This window comes from Rahnella sp. CFA14(1/10) (genome assembly GCF_004195095.1).
Taxonomy (GTDB): domain Bacteria; phylum Pseudomonadota; class Gammaproteobacteria; order Enterobacterales; family Enterobacteriaceae; genus Rahnella; species Rahnella perminowiae.
The window spans coordinates 310,225-328,601 of record NZ_SEWS01000004.1 but is presented as its reverse complement, the minus strand read 5'-3'; the positions used below and the strand labels follow the sequence as shown (position 1 = coordinate 328,601).

At 52.8% G+C, this 18,377-nt stretch carries 15 protein-coding genes; 10 read left to right on the top strand and 5 right to left on the bottom strand.

What is annotated here, in order from left to right; all coding sequences use genetic code 11:
* Positions 1–42: 42 nt before the first annotated feature.
* From gsiB to gsiD, 3 genes are all read left to right on the top strand, one after another.
* On the top strand, positions 43–1,599 hold the full coding sequence (gene gsiB, locus EVX52_RS10460; RefSeq protein WP_129991238.1) for a glutathione ABC transporter substrate-binding protein GsiB: 1,557 nt from the start codon (positions 43–45) through the stop codon (positions 1,597–1,599).
* Positions 1,600–1,708: 109 nt separating this feature from the next.
* Positions 1,709–2,629, top strand: coding sequence for a glutathione ABC transporter permease GsiC (gene gsiC / locus EVX52_RS10455; RefSeq protein ID WP_129991237.1), 921 nt, complete (start codon positions 1,709–1,711; stop codon positions 2,627–2,629).
* Positions 2,630–2,637: 8 nt separating this feature from the next.
* Entirely contained in the window at positions 2,638–3,558 is a 921-nt protein-coding gene (gsiD, locus tag EVX52_RS10450; protein WP_129991236.1) for a glutathione ABC transporter permease GsiD, read from the top strand.
* A gap of 98 nt (positions 3,559–3,656) precedes the next feature.
* Here gsiD and fghA read toward each other — a convergent pair whose 3' ends face one another.
* From fghA to EVX52_RS10435, 3 genes are read right to left on the bottom strand one after another with little or no spacing between them, the layout of a single operon-like run.
* Positions 3,657–4,514: an S-formylglutathione hydrolase gene (gene fghA / locus EVX52_RS10445; RefSeq protein ID WP_129991235.1), complete on the bottom strand. Its 858-nt coding sequence runs from the start codon at positions 4,512–4,514 to the stop codon at positions 3,657–3,659.
* Positions 4,515–4,525: 11 nt separating this feature from the next.
* Positions 4,526–5,650, bottom strand: a complete 1,125-nt coding sequence (locus tag EVX52_RS10440; protein ID WP_129952447.1) for an S-(hydroxymethyl)glutathione dehydrogenase/class III alcohol dehydrogenase — start codon at positions 5,648–5,650, stop codon at positions 4,526–4,528.
* A 44-nt stretch (positions 5,651–5,694) separates the two neighbouring features.
* Entirely contained in the window at positions 5,695–6,624 is a 930-nt protein-coding gene (locus EVX52_RS10435; protein WP_129952448.1) for a LysR family transcriptional regulator, read from the bottom strand.
* Positions 6,625–6,823: 199 nt separating this feature from the next.
* Here EVX52_RS10435 and EVX52_RS10430 point away from each other — a divergent pair, with 199 nt between their 5' ends.
* From EVX52_RS10430 to mglC, 7 genes are all read left to right on the top strand, one after another.
* Positions 6,824–7,951, top strand: a complete 1,128-nt coding sequence (locus EVX52_RS10430) for a YbfB/YjiJ family MFS transporter (protein WP_129952449.1) — start codon at positions 6,824–6,826, stop codon at positions 7,949–7,951.
* Positions 7,952–8,093: 142 nt separating this feature from the next.
* A complete protein-coding gene (gene folE, locus EVX52_RS10425; protein ID WP_129952450.1) occupies positions 8,094–8,759 on the top strand; it encodes a GTP cyclohydrolase I FolE in 666 nt (221 codons plus the stop codon).
* Between the two features lie 113 nt (positions 8,760–8,872).
* Positions 8,873–10,027, top strand: coding sequence for a DUF418 domain-containing protein YeiB (gene yeiB / locus EVX52_RS10420; protein ID WP_129991234.1), 1,155 nt, complete (start codon positions 8,873–8,875; stop codon positions 10,025–10,027).
* Between the two features lie 270 nt (positions 10,028–10,297).
* Entirely contained in the window at positions 10,298–11,329 is a 1,032-nt protein-coding gene (gene galS / locus EVX52_RS10415) for an HTH-type transcriptional regulator GalS (protein ID WP_129952452.1), read from the top strand.
* A 250-nt stretch (positions 11,330–11,579) separates the two neighbouring features.
* A complete protein-coding gene (gene mglB / locus EVX52_RS10410) occupies positions 11,580–12,578 on the top strand; it encodes a galactose/glucose ABC transporter substrate-binding protein MglB (RefSeq protein WP_129952453.1) in 999 nt (332 codons plus the stop codon).
* Between the two features lie 226 nt (positions 12,579–12,804).
* A complete protein-coding gene (gene mglA, locus EVX52_RS10405) occupies positions 12,805–14,337 on the top strand; it encodes a galactose/methyl galactoside ABC transporter ATP-binding protein MglA (protein WP_129952454.1) in 1,533 nt (510 codons plus the stop codon).
* An 18-nt stretch (positions 14,338–14,355) separates the two neighbouring features.
* On the top strand, positions 14,356–15,366 hold the full coding sequence (gene mglC, locus EVX52_RS10400; RefSeq protein WP_129952455.1) for a galactose/methyl galactoside ABC transporter permease MglC: 1,011 nt from the start codon (positions 14,356–14,358) through the stop codon (positions 15,364–15,366).
* 139 nt (positions 15,367–15,505) lie between these two features.
* On the opposite strand, the gene sanA is transcribed toward mglC, so the two are convergent.
* Entirely contained in the window at positions 15,506–16,429 is a 924-nt protein-coding gene (sanA, locus tag EVX52_RS10395) for an outer membrane permeability protein SanA (RefSeq protein ID WP_129952456.1), read from the bottom strand.
* Positions 16,430–16,657: 228 nt separating this feature from the next.
* On the bottom strand, positions 16,658–18,355 hold the full coding sequence (locus tag EVX52_RS10390) for an NAD-dependent malic enzyme (RefSeq protein ID WP_129952457.1): 1,698 nt from the start codon (positions 18,353–18,355) through the stop codon (positions 16,658–16,660).
* Positions 18,356–18,377: the final 22 nt, after the last annotated feature.

Below are 18,377 nucleotides of genomic sequence, written 5' to 3'. Positions count from 1 at the left end.
TTCTTCGCAAGATAAACGGGTAAGACAGGAAAAGGAACTGACATGAATCAGCAGAAATCTAAAGGTAAGAACGTTGTCCGTCAGGCCGTGCTCGCTGCCGCTGTTTTTGGTTCGCTGGCGTCGGCTTCTGCATGGGCGGCAAAAGACGTGGTCATCGCCGTAGTTTCTAACTTCACCTCGCTCGATCCGTATGACGCCAACGACACCCTGTCGCAGGCTGTCGCCAAATCCTTCTATCAGGGCCTGTTTGGCTTTGATAAAAATATGAAACTGGAAAACGTCCTGGCGGACAGTTACACCGTCAGTAAAGACGGTCTGGTTTACACCATCAAGCTGCATCCGGGCATCAAGTTCCAGGACGGCACCGACTTCAATGCGGCGGCGGTAAAGGTTAACTTTGACCGCGCCAGTAATCCGGACAGTCACCTTAAACGCTATAACCTGTTCAAGAATATCGCCAGCACCGAAGCCGTTGATGACAACACGGTGAAAATCACCCTGAAAGAGCCGTTCTCAGCCTTTATTAATATTCTGGCACACCCGTCTGCGGTGATTATTTCCCCGGCGGCGCTGACCAAATACGGCAAAGACATCGGTTTCCATCCGGTTGGCACCGGCCCGTATACGCTTGAACAATGGAATCAGACTGACTTTGTGAAAGTGAAGAAGTTTGACGGGTACTGGAAAAAAGGCGAGCCGAAACTCGACACCATTACCTGGCGTCCTGTGGTAGATAACAATACCCGGGCGGCAATGTTGCAAACCGGCGAGGCTGACCTGGCATTCCCGGTGCCTTACGAACAGGCGGCCTTGCTGGAGAAAAACGCTAAACTGGATCTGGTGACCGCGCCGTCGATTCTGCATCGTTACATCAGTTTCAATGTCACGCAAAAGCCGTTCGACAATGTGAAAGTGCGTGAGGCGATTAACTACGCGATTAACAAACAGGCGCTGATCAAAGTTGCATTTGCCGGTTACGCCGTGCCGTCTGAAGGGCCGCTGCCGCAGGGCATCGAATACGCGGCGAAATTTAAACCGTGGCCGTATGATCCGGCAAAAGCGAAAGCGTTATTGAAAGAAGCCGGTTATCCGGACGGTTTTACCACCACGTTGTGGTCTTCACATAACAACAGTACCGCGCAAAAAGTGTTGCAGTTTACCCAACAGCAACTGGCGCAGGTGGGTATTAAAGTGACAGTCACCGCAATGGATGCCGCGCAGCGTGCGGCGCAGGTTGAGAACGTCGGACAAAAAGAGGCGGGCATCCGTATGTTCTACACCGGCTGGTCTGCCTCTACCGGTGAAGCAGACTGGGCACTGTCTCCGCTGTTTTCCACCCAGGCCGCGCCACCGAAGCAGTTCAATACTGCCTTCTACAGCAACGCACAGGTGGATAAAGATCTGTCCGATGCGCTGAAAACGACCGACAAAGCCGAGAAAGCCAAACTGTACGCCGATGCCCAGAAACAAATCTGGACCGATGCGCCGTGGGCATTCCTGGTCACTGAACGTCTGGTTTCAGCCAAAAATAAACGTCTGACCGGTTTCTATGTGATGCCGGATACGGCTTTCAGCTTTGACGATGCAGATGTGAAATAATACGCGGTGAAGCCTTCAGGGCGTGTCATGTAACAGCATGGACGCCCTGAAATCGTGTGTTCCGGGGCCGGAACATAGATGTCTACCGTGAAATCACAGACAGCCAATCATGCTTAATTATTTTTTAAAACGATTACTCGGACTGATACCCACGCTGCTGATTGTGGCCGTGCTGGTCTTTTTGTTTGTGCATCTGTTGCCGGGCGATCCGGCGCGGCTGATGGCCGGCCAGGATGCTGATGCCAGCGTGGTTGCGCTGGTGCGTCAGGATTTAGGGCTGGATAAGCCGCTTTATCAGCAATTTTTCACTTTCTTCGGCAATGCGCTGACCGGTGATTTCGGCCACTCGATGGTTTCAAAACGCCCGGTCATTGAAGAAATCAGTTCGCGCTTTATGCCGACGTTTTGGCTGACGCTGACCAGTATGGTGTGGTCAGTGGTTTTCGGTCTGGTGATTGGCGTGGTCTCCGCCGTGTGGCGTAACCGCTGGCCGGACAGACTGGGCATGGCGCTCGCCGTCTCAGGTATTTCCTTCCCGGCTTTCGCGCTGGGTATGTTGCTGATGCAAATTTTTTCCGTTGAACTGGGCTGGCTGCCTACGGTCGGTGCCGACGGCTGGCGGCACTATATTCTCCCTTCTGTTACGCTCGGTGCAGCGGTGGCGGCGATCATGGCCCGCTTTACCCGCGCGTCCTTTGTCGACGTTATGCAGGAAGATTATATGCGTACCGCGCGCGCCAAGGGCGTGCACGAAGCGGTGGTGGTGGTCAAACATGGCCTGCGCAACGCGATGATCCCGGTTGTGACGATGATGGGGTTGCAATTTGGCTTCCTGCTCGGCGGGTCGATTGTGGTTGAAAAAGTGTTCAACTGGCCGGGGTTAGGGCGGTTGCTGGTTGATTCGGTCGAGATGCGGGATTATCCGGTGATACAGGCAGAAGTGCTGCTGTTTTCGCTGGAGTTCATCCTGATCAATCTGCTGGTAGACATGCTGTACGCCGTCATTAACCCTTCCATCCGATACAAGTGAGTAAGCGCATGAAAAACTGGCGGCGAAATGCCGTACTCGCGAGTTTACCGGTCATCACGCCGGAAACTGCGCCATCACAGGCGGGAAGGACACCGTGGAAAGCGTTCTGGCGTCGTTTTCGCCGGCAGCATATTGCGATGATTGCGGGGGCTTTTATCCTGCTGCTGATCGCGGCGGCCATTCTTGCGCCGTGGCTGGTGCCGTTTGATGCGGAAAATTACTTTGATTATGACCGTCTGAACGACGGGCCATCGCTGGTCCACTGGCTGGGCGTGGATTCTCTCGGGCGTGACATTTTCAGCCGCATCCTGATGGGCACGCGGATTTCACTCGCCGCAGGCGTACTTTCTGTGGTGCTCGGCGCGGCAATTGGTACGGTGTTCGGCTTGCTGGCGGGATATTACGAAGGCTGGTGGGATCGCATTACCATGCGCGTCTGTGACGTCCTGTTTGCTTTTCCCGGGATTTTACTGGCAATCGCCGTCGTTGCGGTAATGGGCAACGGTATGTCGAACGTGATTATCGCTGTGGCGATTTTCAGCATTCCTGCCTTCGCACGTCTGGTTCGCGGCAATACGCTGGTGCTGAAACAGCAAACTTATATTGAATCGGCGCGCAGCATCGGCGCATCCGACGCCACGATTTTGTTCCGCCACATTCTGCCAGGCACGTTGTCGTCCATAGTGGTGTATTTCACCATGCGTATCGGCACGTCGATCATCACCGCCGCCAGCCTGTCGTTTCTGGGTATGGGCGCACAGCCCCCGACGCCGGAGTGGGGCGCGATGCTCAACGAAGCCCGCGCCGACATGGTCATGGCTCCCCATGTGGCCATATTCCCCAGTCTGGCCATATTCCTGACCGTACTGGCGTTTAATTTGCTGGGTGACGGATTACGGGATGCGCTGGATCCAAAATTGAAGAATTGATTTTTGCTCCCTTCCCTGCGAAGGGGAGGGAGCAAGGCGAAACACTGCCCTATCAGCAGGGAGAGGAGCCGGTTGCTTCTATTTTTAGGATCCTGCACTCATGCCTTCGGGTGCAAAAACTCCGCATGGAATCTCAGGTGATCTTCCACAAACGAGGCGATGGTGAAGTAGCTGTGATCGTAGCCCGGCTGAACCCGCAGTTGTAACGGCCAGCCGCGCTGACGCGCTATCTCTGCCAGTTTTTCCGGTTGAAGCTGATCCGCCAGAAACTGGTCGCTGTCGCCCTGATCGACCAGAATCGGGAACGGCTTTTGATCCGCTGGCAATGCACTCAGCAGGTGACAACTGTCGTATTTCAGCCACTGGCTTTCATCATCGCCCAGATACGCACTGAACGCTTTACGCCCCCACGGTACCTGAGCCGGATTGACGATCGGCGCAAACGCTGATGCCGAACAGAAACGTTGCGGATTACGCAATGCCAGCATCAGCGCACCGTGGCCGCCCATTGAGTGACCGAAAATTGACTGACGCTCGCTGATTTTGAAATGGTCGCGGATCAGCGCAGGCAGTTCATCAAGCAGATAATCGTACATCCGGTAATGGGCAGCCCAGGGTGCCTGAGTCGCGTTCAGGTAAAAACCGGCGCCCTGACCCAGATCATAACCGTCATCGTTGGCAACACCCTCACCGCGCGGACTGGTATCAGGCATCACCAGAATGATGCCGAGTTCAGCTGCGACGCGCTGCGCCCCGGCTTTTGTCGTGAAGTTTTCATCATTACAGGTCAGGCCCGACAGCCAGTACAGGACGGGCGGCGGCGCGTCATCGGGTGACGGAGGCAGATAAACGCTGAACGTCATGCTGCAATTCAGGCTCTCAGAGGTATGGCGGTAGCGCTGCTGCCAGCCGCCAAACATCCGGTGTTCTTCGAGTAGTTCAACCGAGCTGCTCATTGACACATTCCTTACTTATTAAAATGAATAACCGTGCGGATAGATTTCCCTTCATGCATCAGGTCAAAGGCTTCGTTGATGTCTTCCAGCGGCAGGGTGTGGGTGATGAAATCGTTCAGGGCAAATTCCCCGTCCAGATAACGTTCCACAATACCTGGCAACTGACTGCGGCCTTTCACACCACCGAACGCAGAACCACGCCAGACGCGGCCGGTGACCAGCTGGAACGGGCGGGTAGAGATTTCTTCGCCCGCACCTGCCACGCCGATGATGACAGATTCACCCCAGCCTTTATGGCAGCATTCCAGTGCGGAACGCATCACGTTCACGTTACCGATACATTCGAAGGAAAAGTCCACACCGCCGTCGGTCATTTCAACAATCACATCCTGAATAGGCTTGTCGAAATCTTTCGGATTGATCAGGTCGGTTGCGCCGAGTTTACGTGCCAGATCGAATTTACTGGTATTCAGATCAATACCAATGATGCGGCCTGCACCGGCCATCACCGCACCGATAATCGCAGAAAGACCAATGCCGCCGAGACCGAAAATGGCCACGGTGTCACCTTTTTTCACTTTAGCCGTGTTGATGACCGCGCCCATACCGGTGGTCACGCCACATCCGAGCAGACACACTTCTTCCAGCGGCGCTTCTTTGTTGATTTTTGCCAGTGAGATTTCAGGTACTACGGTGTATTCAGAGAAGGTTGACGTGCCCATGTAATGGAAAATCGGCTTGCCGTCTTTGAAGAAACGCGTGGTGCCGTCCGGCATCAGACCTTTACCTTGTGTGGTACGGATCGCCTGACACAGGTTGGTTTTACCGGATTTGCAGAATTTACACTCGCCACATTCCGGCGTGTACAGCGGGATGACATGGTCGCCTACGGCTACGCTGGTGACCCCTTCGCCCACGGCTTCGACTACGCCGCCGCCTTCATGGCCAAGGATTGCCGGGAATACGCCTTCCGGATCTTTGCCGGAGAGTGTGTAGGCATCAGTATGACAAACACCAGTGGCAACAATACGCACCAGCACTTCGCCTTTTTGCGGCGGCATTAAATCCACTTCTTCGATGGACAGAGGTTGGTTCGGGCCCCAGGCGACAGCCGCACGTGTTTTGATCATTTGCATTTTTTAGCTCCAGTCAGGTGTTTTTGCTTATTCAGGTTTTTAACTTAATAGGTGGGATGCAGCACCGGATCATGTTCCCCGGCGAGCGGATGCTTCAGTAACGGGATGACCCCGTCATTTTGTTCAATAATCAGTTCCTTCAGCGCCCGGACATTCGGGCTGAACGCATCCCGGCGCCAGATAAGCCAGGTGGCGGTATCGGCGAATTCATCCGGAATGTCGTGAATTTCTACCCGCTCGTGGCCGGGCAGTTGTTCCAGCACAGAACGTGGGATCATGGCAATACCCGCACCGCTGGCGACACACGCCATCATGGAGTGGTAGGACTGAATCTCCAGAGTATTGGCGACCGGAACGTTCATCTGTCTGATCCATCCCTGTAAACGCTGGCGGTAGGAACAGCTGGGACGGAATGCAAAAACGGTGTGGCCGCTGCGACCGTCAGGCACTTCCAGCGGTGATTCACCCGGCGGGGTGATCACCACCATCCTTTCACGAAAAGAAATACAGCCGTTGATATCATCAAAATCGATCGGGCCATCAACCAGTGCTGCGGCGAGACGGCCGGCACGCACGCTGTCGATAATTTCACCGGAAGTCGCCGTCACCAGCGACAGTGCCACCTGTGGAAACTTCTGATGATAAGCCGCCAGCAACGAAGGCAGGCGGGTTGCCGCCGTGCTTTCCATCGAACCCAGCGCGAAATTCCCGGCGGGTTCACCGGCATGCATGATGCTCATGGCCTCATCACTGAGCGCCAGAATGCGCTCGGCATAGTTGAGGAAGTTATGCCCCATGGCGGAAAGACGGATGCGCTGCTTCTCGCGGATAAACAGATCAGTGCCCAGTTCAAGTTCGAGCTGACGCAGACGGGTGGTCAGGTTCGACGGCACACGATGCAGTTGCTCGGCCGCACGCGCCAGCGAACCGGTTTCCGCTACGCAGCAAAACATCCGTAACTGAGTCAGATCCATGGTGGGTTCCTGTGTTCTCTAATCGTAAACAAGTTGGTTTGTATTATTCAGTTTTCGTGATTGTACCCATAAGGCATCATAGCGACAACTTCCAATTAACTTTCTTTTAAGAAATCTGCTGTTTTCCGCGACAGGCTTTGAGTATGTTTATTCATTGTTTCTAATATGTTGCATTGCAGTTTCTTCTGACGGAGCAATTATGGCTTTTCGCATTGCGCTAAGTGGTTTTCTGGCTTTTGTGGTCGCGATGGGTATCGGGCGCTTCGCCTTTACACCGCAGGTTCCTTTAATGATAGCTGAACATCAGTTCAGCCTGACCGGCGCAGGTCTGGTCGCCGCGTTCAATTATCTCGGTTATCTGTGTGGCGCGTTTGATGGCATGCGTGCCAGCAAACATCTTGAGCGTCGTTTGTGGCTGGGGGTATGGGGTGGGGTGATCCTGACCTTACTGTCGGCGGTGATTTCCGGCGAAGTGCTGCACAGTATTGTACGCTTCCTGATCGGCTGGACCAGCGGCTGGGCGATGGTGATGGTATCGGCATGGTGTAACGAACGGCTGGCGCACTATGGTCGTCCGGCGCTTAGCGCGGCAGTCTTTGCCGGGCCGGGCGCGGGGATTTTCCTCAGCGGCATGCTGGCGGTGGGGATCCACAGTTTACAGCTGACCTCAGCGCAGGCCTGGTGCGTTTACGGTGTGCTGGCGCTGATTTTTGTGGCGATCATTACACCGAATCTGCCGCGAAAAGGGGATTTGCACCGGTCGCATATGGCGTCATCACCGCTGGTGATGACGCCTGCGCTCAGACGTCTGGTGTGGAGCTACAGCCTGGCAGGTTTCGGTTACATTCTGCCCGCGACCTTTTTATCGCAGATGGCGAGTGCACGTTTCCCTGACAGCCTGTTCGCCCAGTTTGTCTGGCCGGTGTTTGGCGGTGCGGCGGTCACCGGCATTGTCATCGGTATTCTCACCCGGCATTGTCTGACCACCCATACCCGTCTGGCGCTGACGCTATGGATCCAGGGACTGGGGATTTTGTGTGCGGAAGTGGTGCCGGGTGTCAGCGGACTGGTGCTCGGGGCATTACTGACCGGCGGTGGTTTCCTCAGCGTGGTGCAATTAGCCTTACAATACAGCCGCGAGCTTGCGCCTGACCACAGCCGTTATATGGCCGGGTTGCTGACGACCGGTTATGCCGTCGGCCAGTTATTCGGCCCGGTGCTCTCCGCCATTTCTACCGCGCTGACCCATCGGCTGGAGCCCGCGTTGTACGTTGCGCTGGCCGGTTTCATTATCGCCGGTGCGCTGGTGGTTCGCCACAAACGATAACTTGCCGCTATTTCATCCATCAGGGCTATTTCATCCATCAAGAAAGCAATCACTGGATTCTGAACCGGCTCTCTACTACAGTAAGCCACCTCACTTTGGCGTGATCTGCGTCAAAGTGATTACATCTGCCGGAGAAGAAACAATGCCAACCCTGAGTAAAGAAGCCGTCTTGGTTCACGAGGCCCTGTTAGCCCGTGGTCTGGAAACCCCTCTGCGTGAAGCTTTGCCGATCGACAACGAAACGCGCAAGCAGCGGATCCAGGAGCATATGACCGGTATTATGCAGCTTCTCAATCTGGATCTTTCCGATGACAGTCTGGCGGAGACGCCGCACCGCATCGCCAAGATGTACGTGGATGAAATTTTCTCCGGGCTTGATTATGCCAACTTCCCGAAAATCACCGTCATCGAAAATAAGATGAAAGTGGATGAAATGGTCACGGTGCGCGATATCACGCTGACCAGCACCTGCGAACACCATTTCGTGACCATCGACGGTAAAGCGACCGTGGCGTACATCCCGAAAGAGACCGTAATTGGTCTGTCCAAAATCAACCGCATCGTGCAATTCTTCTCGCAGCGCCCGCAGGTTCAGGAACGCCTGACCCAGCAGATACTGGTTGCACTGCAAACCCTGCTCGGCACCACCAATGTGGCGGTATCGATTGATGCAGTGCATTACTGCGTGAAGGCGCGTGGTGTCCGTGACGCGACCAGCGCGACCACCACGACCTCTCTGGGCGGTCTGTTTAAGTCGAGCCAGAATACGCGACAGGAATTCCTGAGAACGGTCAGACACGCCAGCTAACAGCGGCGTTTTAACCGGTCAGACACTTTATATTGCGGCACCTTACGGGTGCCGTTAGTCTGTCTGAAGCCCGCACAATTTTCAGCTCCTTACCGTTAACAGGAACGTCAGGTATGCGCTCACGTATTGCCACGCTCGACTTTGCCCGTGGTCTCGCCATTTTTGGCATTCTTCTGCTCAATATCAGCGCCTTCGGTTTGCCGAAAGCCGCTTATCTGAATCCGGCATTTGCCGGGACACCTTCTGCTTCTGACACCTGGACCTGGGCGGTGCTTGACGCTGTGGCGCAGGGCAAGTTCCTGATGATGTTCGCCATGCTGTTTGGCGGTGGCCTGTATTTATTACTGCCACGCGGCAAACACTGGATCCAGGCGCGGTTGTCAATTTTATTATTGTGCGGTTTTCTCCATGCCACGTTGTTATGGGACGGCGATATTTTGCTGTCTTACGGGCTGATTGGTCTGGTGTGCTGGCGGATGGTGCGGGAAGGGCGCAGCAGCCAGTCGCTGATATCAACGGGCATTATTTTGTATCTGATCGGTGTGGCTGTGCTGGCAATGCTGGGATTTATTTCCTCACCAAAACCTGGCAGCTTCTGGCTTCCGGGGCCGGCGGAAATTCAGTATGAGCAATACTGGCGACTGAAAGGCGGGTGGGAGGCGATTCAGAACCGGCTCGATCTGTTGTCGTCCAGTTTGCTGGCGATCGGCGCGCAATACGGCTGGGAACTGGCGGGCGCCATGCTGATTGGTGCCGGCCTGATGCGCAGCGGGTGGCTGAAGGGTGAATTCCGTTCATCCCATTACCGCAAAGTCGCAGCCGTGCTGTTACCGTTTTCATTACTGATTCAGATCCCGGCGATTTATCTGCAATATCGTACCGGCTGGGACTACCGGTGGAGCGGTTTTTTGTTGCAGGTGCCGCGTGAGATTGGCTCGCTGATGCAGGCGGTGAGTTATCTGGCGCTGTGTTACGGCTTCTGGCCGCTGATTTCGCGCTGGCGCGTGACGCACTGGCTTTCGCAGATTGGCCGCATGGCGCTGACCAACTACCTGTTGCAGACTGTCATCTGTACCACATTTTTCAATACCTTTGGTTTCTATCAGCATTTCGACCGGTTGCAACTGGTGGCGCTGGTGCCGCTGATCTGGGTATGTAATTTGCTGGTGACAGTGCTGTGGTTGCGTCATTTCCGGCAGGGACCGGTGGAGTGGCTGTGGCGGAAACTCACCATCAAAGCCTCCGGCGTAGAACTGAAAACAGCCTGAACCCGATGACGTTACATCATCCTAAATGATAGATTTGGGATGAAGGTTGCAGATTTGTATGTAAACGTTTTCTTTCCTGTGACGAGATTCACGCAGGCGTTTTCGCAAAATGTTTAGGATAGCGGTCGTGCCACTCCGATGACCACTACACTAAAAAAGGAAACGCCATGCGCACTTCACCTCGCTTCTCTTTGTCTGGTTTTTTTACTTCCTGGGTCAAAAATTTCCGTATTCCTCCGTACCATTCCCTGACTGATCACGGAGCGACGCATGGTCACAATTCGTGATGTCGCCCGGCTGGCGGGGGTTTCTGTCGCCACCGTGTCACGCGTTCTGAACAATCCGACCATTGCCAGCAAAGAGGCGCGCGAGCAGGTGCTACAGGCTGTCGCCACGCTGGGATACCGTCCTAATGCCAATGCGCAGGCACTGGCCACGCAAAGCAGCGATACTATCGGCGTTGTGGTTATGGATGTTTCAGACCCGTTTTTTGGGGCACTGGTGAAAGCCGTTGATACTGTCGCGCAGCAACATCAGAAATATGTCCTGATAGGTAACAGCTATCATATTGCCGAAAAAGAAAGGCACGCCATTGAGGTTTTGATTCGTCAACGCTGTAACGCGCTCATTGTGCATTCTAAGGCACTGGGTGATGACGAGCTTTCGCAGTTTATGGATCAGGTGTCGGGTATGGTGCTGATTAACCGTGTCATTCCGGGCTACGAACACCGCTGTGTCTGGCTTAATAACGTCAGCGGCGCAGAAATGGCAACCCGGCTGTTACTGTCGCAGGGACATCAGCGCATCGGTTACATTGGTTCAAGTCATGGCATTGAAGACGATTTGCAGCGTTATCAGGGCTATTCGCAGGCAATGACGCAGGCACATCATAGCGCTGAAGCGCCACCTGCCGCATGGCGGGCGCAAAGTTCGCCCGATCTGCAGGGCGGGGAAGCCGCCATGGTGGAACTGCTCGGGCGCAATCTGCACCTCAGTGCGGTGTTTACCTACAACGATTCAATGGCTGCCGGGGCGATGGCGGTGTTGAAAGAAAACGGAATTAATATTCCTGATGACTTTTCGCTGATCGGTTTCGATGACATTCCGATTGCCCGTTATACCAGCCCGAAAATGACTACCGTGCGTTATCCCATCGTTTCCATGGCGACGCTTGCCACGGAGCTGGCGTTAAAAGGCGCGGCAGAACAGTTAGCTACGGGGGTTTCGCATTGCTTCATGCCTACGCTGGTCAGACGCCATTCGGTAGCACCGTGGCAAAATGTGGCACCCGTCACCTTTTGATCAAATAACGCGATGTAACCGTTTTCAATCTGTGAGAACTTTCACAGTTTATTAACATCGCCCACATTATGATTCATTCGTTTTCAATATGATTCAATTTGGGTCCGGTTTGCCGGACTTGTTACACAGCGAGTCAGGACGTTATAAGTCAAGGATGGCAGGCACCCACAATCATGATGTGGAGCTGTACTGCTCCCGCAAGGATTTCCGGTGCCAAATTCTGTAACACCCTACATAACCGGAGATACAAATGAATAAGAAGGTCTTCACCCTGGCGACTCTGGCTGCAAGCATGATGTTTGGTTTTGCCGCACATGCTGCTGATACTAAAATCGGCGTCACCATCTACAAATATGACGACAACTTCATGTCCGAAGTTCGCAAAGCCATTGAGAAAGATGCGAAAGCGTCTCCAGATGTGCAACTGCTGATGAATGACTCGCAAAACAGCCAGTCCACGCAGAACGACCAGGTTGACGTTATGCTGGCGAAGGGTGTTAAAGCGTTGGCCATTAACCTGGTTGACCCGGCTGCTGCCCCGGTAATCATTGAAAAAGCCCGCGGTGCCGGCATTCCTGTCGTTTTCTATAACAAAGAACCTTCCCGTAAAGATTTAGACAGCTACGACAAAGCCTATTACGTCGGGACTGACTCTAAGGAATCTGGCGTTATTCAGGGTGAGCTGATTGCTAAACACTGGAAAGCTAATCCGGCCTGGGATCTGAACAAAGACGGCGTGATCCAATACGTGCTGATCAAAGGCGAACCTGGCCATCCTGATGCTGAAGCGCGTACCAAATACGTCATCAGCACCCTGAACGGCAAAGAAGGTCTGAAAACTCAACAACTGCAACTTGATACCGCTATGTGGGATACCGCCCAGGCGAAAGACAAGATGGATGCATGGTTGTCCGGCCCGAATGCTAACAAAATCGAAGTGGTTATCGCCAACAACGATGCCATGGCAATGGGCGCTGTAGAAGCGCTGAAATCCCATAACAAAACCAGCATTCCGGTATTTGGCGTGGATGCCCTGTCAGAAGCGCTGGCACTGGTGAAATCTGGTGCAATGGCCGGTACCGTGCTTAACGATGCAAACAACCAGGCGAAAGCCACGTTTGATCTGGCGAGAAACCTGGCTGACGGTAAACCCGCCGCTGAAGGGACTACCTGGAAAATTGAAAACAAAGTTGTACGTATTCCTTACGTTGCCGTGGATAAAGACAATCTGTCTTCCTTTGTGAAATAAGACTACGTCAACAGCAGTAAAGGCAGGCAGCAATAACAAACAAAGCTAAGCAGTGGCAAAAATAATTGCGGTTAAGCCGTAAATAAAGACTAAGTATGATTAGACGTTAATGCTTATCTGACAGGACGTCATGTCGCTCTGCGTGCGGTGCGTTTACCGGCTGCACGCAGGGCTGACATCAGGTATTAATACACCCGTTTATTTTTATCTTTAGCCAGGTATAACTATGGCCGATAATACGTTATCTGACACAACACATAAACCGGACGAATTCCTTCTGGAAATGAGTGGCATTAATAAATCATTTCCTGGCGTCAGGGCGTTAGATAATGTGAATTTAAAGGTGCGTCCTCATTCCATTCACGCCCTGATGGGTGAAAATGGCGCCGGTAAATCCACATTATTAAAATGCCTTTTCGGGATATACAGTAAAGACTCCGGTACTATTCTTTTTCAGGGACAGGAAGTTAATTTTAAAAGTTCGAAAGAAGCGCTTGAACAAGGCGTGTCGATGGTCCATCAGGAATTAAACCTGGTGTTACAACGTACGGTCATGGATAACATGTGGCTGGGACGTTACCCGACCAAAGGACTTTTTGTCGATCAGGACAAAATGTACAAAGACACCAAAGCGATTTTTGACGAATTGGACATTGATATCGATCCGCGTGACAAGGTCGGTAAGTTGTCCGTTTCACAGATGCAGATGATCGAAATCGCCAAGGCTTTTTCTTACAATGCAAAAATCGTCATTATGGACGAACCGACATCTTCCCTGACGGAAAAAGAAGTGAACCATCTGTTCACGATTATCCGTAAACTGAAAGATCGTGGCTGCGGCATTGTGTATATCTCTCATAAGATGGAAGAAATTTTCCAGCTATGTGATGAGATAACCATCCTGCGTGATGGGCAGTGGATCATTACCCAGCCGCTGGAAGGTCTCGACATGGATAAAATTATTTCCATGATGGTCGGCCGTTCACTGAGCCAGCGCTTCCCTGACCGCCAGAACGTACCGGGTGAAGTTATCCTCGAAGTGCGAAATCTGACTTCACTGCGCCAGCCTTCAATTCGTGATATTTCCTTTGATTTACATAAAGGGGAAATTCTCGGGATTGCCGGTTTAGTCGGTGCAAAACGTACAGATATCGTCGAAACATTATTTGGTATCCGTGAGAAAGTTGCCGGAACCATTAAATTACACGGCAAAAAAATTAATAATCACAGCGCTAATGAAGCCATTAACCATGGTTTTGCGCTGGTAACAGAAGAACGTCGCTCAACCGGTATTTATGCATATCTGGACATTGGCTTTAACTCGCTGATTTCCAATATTCGTCAATATAAAAATAAAGCCGGTTTACTTGATACTTCCCGGATGAAAAGCGACACCCAATGGGTTATCGATTCCATGCGGGTAAAAACGCCGGGACATAAAACCAGTATTGGTTCATTGTCAGGCGGAAATCAGCAAAAGGTTATTATCGGGCGCTGGTTATTGACCAACCCTGAGATATTGATGCTGGACGAACCGACGCGCGGCATTGATGTTGGCGCTAAGTTTGAAATTTACCAGTTAATCACCGAGTTGGCGAAAAAAGAGAAGGGGATCATTATTATCTCCTCTGAAATGCCGGAGTTGCTGGGTATTACTGACAGAATATTGGTTATGAGTAATGGACAGGTGGCGGGTATAGTTGAAACTAAAAATACCTCGCAGAACGAAATATTACGCCTGGCTTCCTTGCATCTCTAATTTTTAAGGGTTCTTATTATGAAAGCATTAAATAAGAAAAGTGTGCTCACTTATTTAAAAGAGGGCGGGATTTATGTGGTATTGCTGGTCTTACTGGCGATTATTATCATCCAGGATCCAAGCTTCCTCAGTCTCGTCAACTTAAGTAACATCCTTACTCAGTCCTCCGTGCGTGTCATTATTGCACTGGGTGTGGCGGGGCTTATTGTCACGCAAGGTACTGACCTCTCCGCCGGGCGGCAGGTGGGTTTAGCGGCGGTGGTCGCCGCCACCATGTTGCAGGCGATGGATAACGTCAATAAAGTTTTCCCGCATCTGGAAGTAGTGCCTATTCCGCTGGTTATTCTGACTGTATGTATTGTTGGCGCGTTAATTGGTTTGCTGAACGGTATTATTATCGCTTACCTGAACGTAACGCCATTTATTACCACACTGGGCACGATGATTATCGTCTACGGGATTAACTCCCTGTATTACGATTATGTCGGTTCTTCACCGGTGGCGGGTTTTGACCCGGGCTTCTCCCTGTTCGCACAAGGCTTTATCCATTTAGGTGGCCTGAAGCTTTCCTATATTACGTTCTATGCGCTGATTGCTATCGCCTTTGTCTGGGTGCTGTGGAACAAAACGCGCTTCGGTAAAAACATCTTTGCTATCGGTGGCAATCCGGAAGCAGCAAAAGTCTCCGGCGTTAACGTCCCGTTAAACCTGATCATGATTTATGCATTGTCTGGCGTGTTCTACGCGTTCGGTGGTTTGCTGGAAGCGGGGCGTATCGGCAGTGCCACTAACAACCTCGGATTCATGTACGAACTCGATGCTATCGCGGCCTGTGTGGTCGGCGGCGTGTCCTTCGCAGGGGGGGTGGGTTCTGTGGCAGGGGTGGTGACCGGTGTACTGATATTCACCGTTATCAACTACGGCCTGACCTATATCGGCGTGAATCCGTACTGGCAGTACATCATCAAGGGCAGCATCATCATTTTCGCGGTGGCGCTGGATTCTTTGAAATACGCCAAGAAGAAATAAGCTATCAGGCAGTAAAACAAAAGGCCGCTTATGCGGCCTTTTTTGCTGTCTTAAATTCGGAACTCGATCAACTCCCTCCCCTGCGCAGGGGGAGGCGCTAAAGGCCAAACCCTTCGCAGGGGAGGGAGCAGTCCGGAGATCACTGCTGGAATGGATTTCTGCCTACCGGCTTTGCCGGTTCGGGTTTCGCGGTCGGCTCAACATCTTCCGTTTCATCTTCTGCCGCGTCATTGGCTTCCTGTTCTGCTTTCAGCCGGGCCGCTTCGTCTGCGGCCGCTTTGTCTGCTGCGGCCTTTTCAGCTGCTGCCTTATCGGCCGCGGCTTTGGCAATAGCCGCTTTCTTTTCGGCTTCCAGTTGTTGTTGCAGTTCAAGCAGTTGTTCCGGGGTTACTGCCGGATAGCCCTGAGCATCGTCCGGAATAGTGTGTACCGCAGGAATGGGGATCAGCGGGCCGAGGAAGCGGGGTTCGCGCTTAAGCAGATACAAATCCGTCAGTGCGCCGAGGCGGGCGAAGATCTCGCGGCTGCGTACACTGAGCATATTCTTCGGCGAAGGGACGGCGAAACATTGCGCCTGAATGCCCATATGCAATGCGATGAATAATGCCCGCTCGCAGTGGAAACGCTGCGTAATGATGATGAAATCGTTGGTGTCGAAGACCTTGCGGGTTCTGACGATGGAATCCAGTGTACGGAATCCGGCGTAGTCGAGCACGATATCGCTGGCGGGGATACCCGCAGCGATCAGGTCACGGCGCATGGTGCTTGGCTCATTATAACTTTGCTGTGCGTTATCACCGCTCAGCAGCAGATATTTTACCTTGCCGCTGTTGTACGCGTTAATCGCGCCCTGGATGCGGTACAGATAATACTGATTGATGACTCCGGTCCGGTAATACTTCGCCGTTCCGAGCACCACGCCAACCTGACGGTGTGGCAGGGTCTGGACCTCATCATAAATATAGGGCTGGGTACGTAAACTGATCCACTGATCAAGCCCAATAGCGACAGCCAGCATCAGAATCATGATGCCGAAAACGCCAGCTATAAGTCGCTTAATCATAGGTATCCCTGTTATGACCAGATGGAAATCGGATCCAAGGCTACTTTACCTCTTCGGGCTTCGCAATACGTGGGACTCCGCATCCACAGGCTTCGCAGGTTTTTTCAGCATTTTTCAGTAAATTACTTCTTAATCTGCGCGACGTACTGCAATTTGGACGAAAAAAAAGACCAACGCACCAAGCATTGGTCTGGATCATGGTCTCTGAACTCTTTTGCTACAGCGGGATCAGAAAGACGTACGTTTATAACTCCGGTACTGCGGTGCCCAGAAGTTGTGCTCGATGGCTTTCGACAGCGAATCTTCTGACGTGACCATCGCCACGCCCTGCAATTGGGCGGCTTTACCGACGGCCATCGCGATGCATTTAGATACACCCTGAATATCATCAACGTCCGGCAGCAACGAACCTGTGCCTTCAGTGGCCAGCGGCGAACACTCTGCCAGCGTCCGGCTGGCAGCCATCAGCATACCGTCAGTAACGCGGGTGGCACCCGAGGCAATCACACCCAGCCCGATACCCGGGAAGATAAAGGAGTTGTTACATTGTGCGATAGGGTAAAGCTTGCCTTTGTGACTCACGGGAGCAAACGGGCTGCCGGTGGCGACCAGCGCGGCGCCGTCGGTCCAGTTCAGAATATCAGCCGGTGTGGCTTCAACGCGGGATGTCGGATTACTGAGCGGCAACACCACCGGACGGGCGCAGTGTTTGTGCATCTCACGAATGATTTCTTCGGTGAACAGGCCTGGCTGGCCGGAAACCCCGATCAGTACCGTTGGCTTGGCGTTACGCACCACATCAAGCAGGGAGACACTGTCGCTTTCCATGCCCCAGCTGGCCAGCGCGCTGCTTTTTTGTACCAGTTTACTCTGGAAATCCAGCAGGTTAGGCAGTTTGTCGGTCAGTAAGCCAAAGCGGTCGACCATAAAGACCTTTGCACGGGCTTCTTCTTCGCTCAGACCTTCAGATTTCATCTGCGCAACGATTTGTTCTGCGATACCACAACCGGCAGAGCCAGCGCCGAGGAAGGTGACGGTCTGATCGCTCAGTTTGCCACCGGCGGCTTTACTGGCGGCGATCAGGCTGCCCAAGGCCACGGAAGCTGTGCCCTGAATATCGTCGTTAAAGCAGCACAGCTCATCACGGTAGCGTTCGAGGATCGGCATGGCATTTTTCTGTGCGAAATCTTCAAACTGCAACAGCACGTTCGGCCAGCGGATTTTTACCGCCTGGATGAACTGATCAACGAACGCTTCATATTCTTCGCCGGTAATGCGCGGATGACGCCAGCCCATGTACAGCGGGTCATTCAGTAATTGCGGATTGTTAGTGCCGGCGTCGAGTACCACCGGCAAGGTATACGCCGGGCTGATGCCACCACAGGCGGTGTACAGAGAAAGCTTACCGATAGGAATGCCCATGCCGCCGATACCCTGGTCACCCAGGCCGAGAATGCGTTCGCCATCGGTCACCACCACAACTTTAACGTGTTGCTTGGTGGCGTTTTGCAGCATGTCGTCGATGTGGGCGCGGTTCGGATAAGAGATAAACAGGCCACGGGCGCGGCGGTAAATATCGGAAAAGTGCTCACAGGCTTCGCCGACCGTCGGTGTATAAATCACCGGCATCATTTCGCTGAGATGACTGTCCAGCAGACGGTAAAACAACGTCTCATTGGTGTCCTGAATATTTCTCAGATAGATGTGTTTATCAATATCGGTTTTGAAATTCTGAAACTGGCGGTAGGCACGGTCAGCCTGTTCTTCGATGGTCTCTACTGCTTCAGGCAGCAAACCATGAAGGTTAAAGTTACTGCGCTCTTCTTCAGTAAAAGCGCTGCCTTTATTCAGTAACGGAAACTCTAACAGGATCGGGCCAGCGTGAGGAATGTACAGGGGGCGTTTACTTTCGTATTCAAGTTCCATCGTTTTACTCTTCCGGTTGTCA

Excerpts from the sequence above, each read along its gene's own strand:
- gsiC (WP_129991237.1), top strand. The coding sequence starts at position 1,709 with ATGCTTAATTATTTTTTAAAACGATTACTCGGACTGATACCCACGCTG.
- yeiB (WP_129991234.1), top strand. The coding sequence starts at position 8,873 with ATGCGCTCACGTATTGCCACGCTCGACTTTGCCCGTGGTCTCGCCATT.
- gsiB (WP_129991238.1), top strand. The coding sequence starts at position 43 with ATGAATCAGCAGAAATCTAAAGGTAAGAACGTTGTCCGTCAGGCCGTG.
- mglB (WP_129952453.1), top strand. The coding sequence starts at position 11,580 with ATGAATAAGAAGGTCTTCACCCTGGCGACTCTGGCTGCAAGCATGATG.
- mglA (WP_129952454.1), top strand. The coding sequence starts at position 12,805 with ATGGCCGATAATACGTTATCTGACACAACACATAAACCGGACGAATTC.
- mglC (WP_129952455.1), top strand. The coding sequence starts at position 14,356 with ATGAAAGCATTAAATAAGAAAAGTGTGCTCACTTATTTAAAAGAGGGC.
- sanA (WP_129952456.1), bottom strand. The coding sequence starts at position 16,429 with ATGATTAAGCGACTTATAGCTGGCGTTTTCGGCATCATGATTCTGATG.
- EVX52_RS10390 (WP_129952457.1), bottom strand. The coding sequence starts at position 18,355 with ATGGAACTTGAATACGAAAGTAAACGCCCCCTGTACATTCCTCACGCT.
- EVX52_RS10430 (WP_129952449.1), top strand. The coding sequence starts at position 6,824 with ATGGCTTTTCGCATTGCGCTAAGTGGTTTTCTGGCTTTTGTGGTCGCG.
- galS (WP_129952452.1), top strand. The coding sequence starts at position 10,298 with ATGGTCACAATTCGTGATGTCGCCCGGCTGGCGGGGGTTTCTGTCGCC.
- EVX52_RS10440 (WP_129952447.1), bottom strand. The coding sequence starts at position 5,650 with ATGCAAATGATCAAAACACGTGCGGCTGTCGCCTGGGGCCCGAACCAA.
- folE (WP_129952450.1), top strand. The coding sequence starts at position 8,094 with ATGCCAACCCTGAGTAAAGAAGCCGTCTTGGTTCACGAGGCCCTGTTA.
- fghA (WP_129991235.1), bottom strand. The coding sequence starts at position 4,514 with ATGAGCAGCTCGGTTGAACTACTCGAAGAACACCGGATGTTTGGCGGC.
- EVX52_RS10435 (WP_129952448.1), bottom strand. The coding sequence starts at position 6,624 with ATGGATCTGACTCAGTTACGGATGTTTTGCTGCGTAGCGGAAACCGGT.
- gsiD (WP_129991236.1), top strand. The coding sequence starts at position 2,638 with ATGAAAAACTGGCGGCGAAATGCCGTACTCGCGAGTTTACCGGTCATC.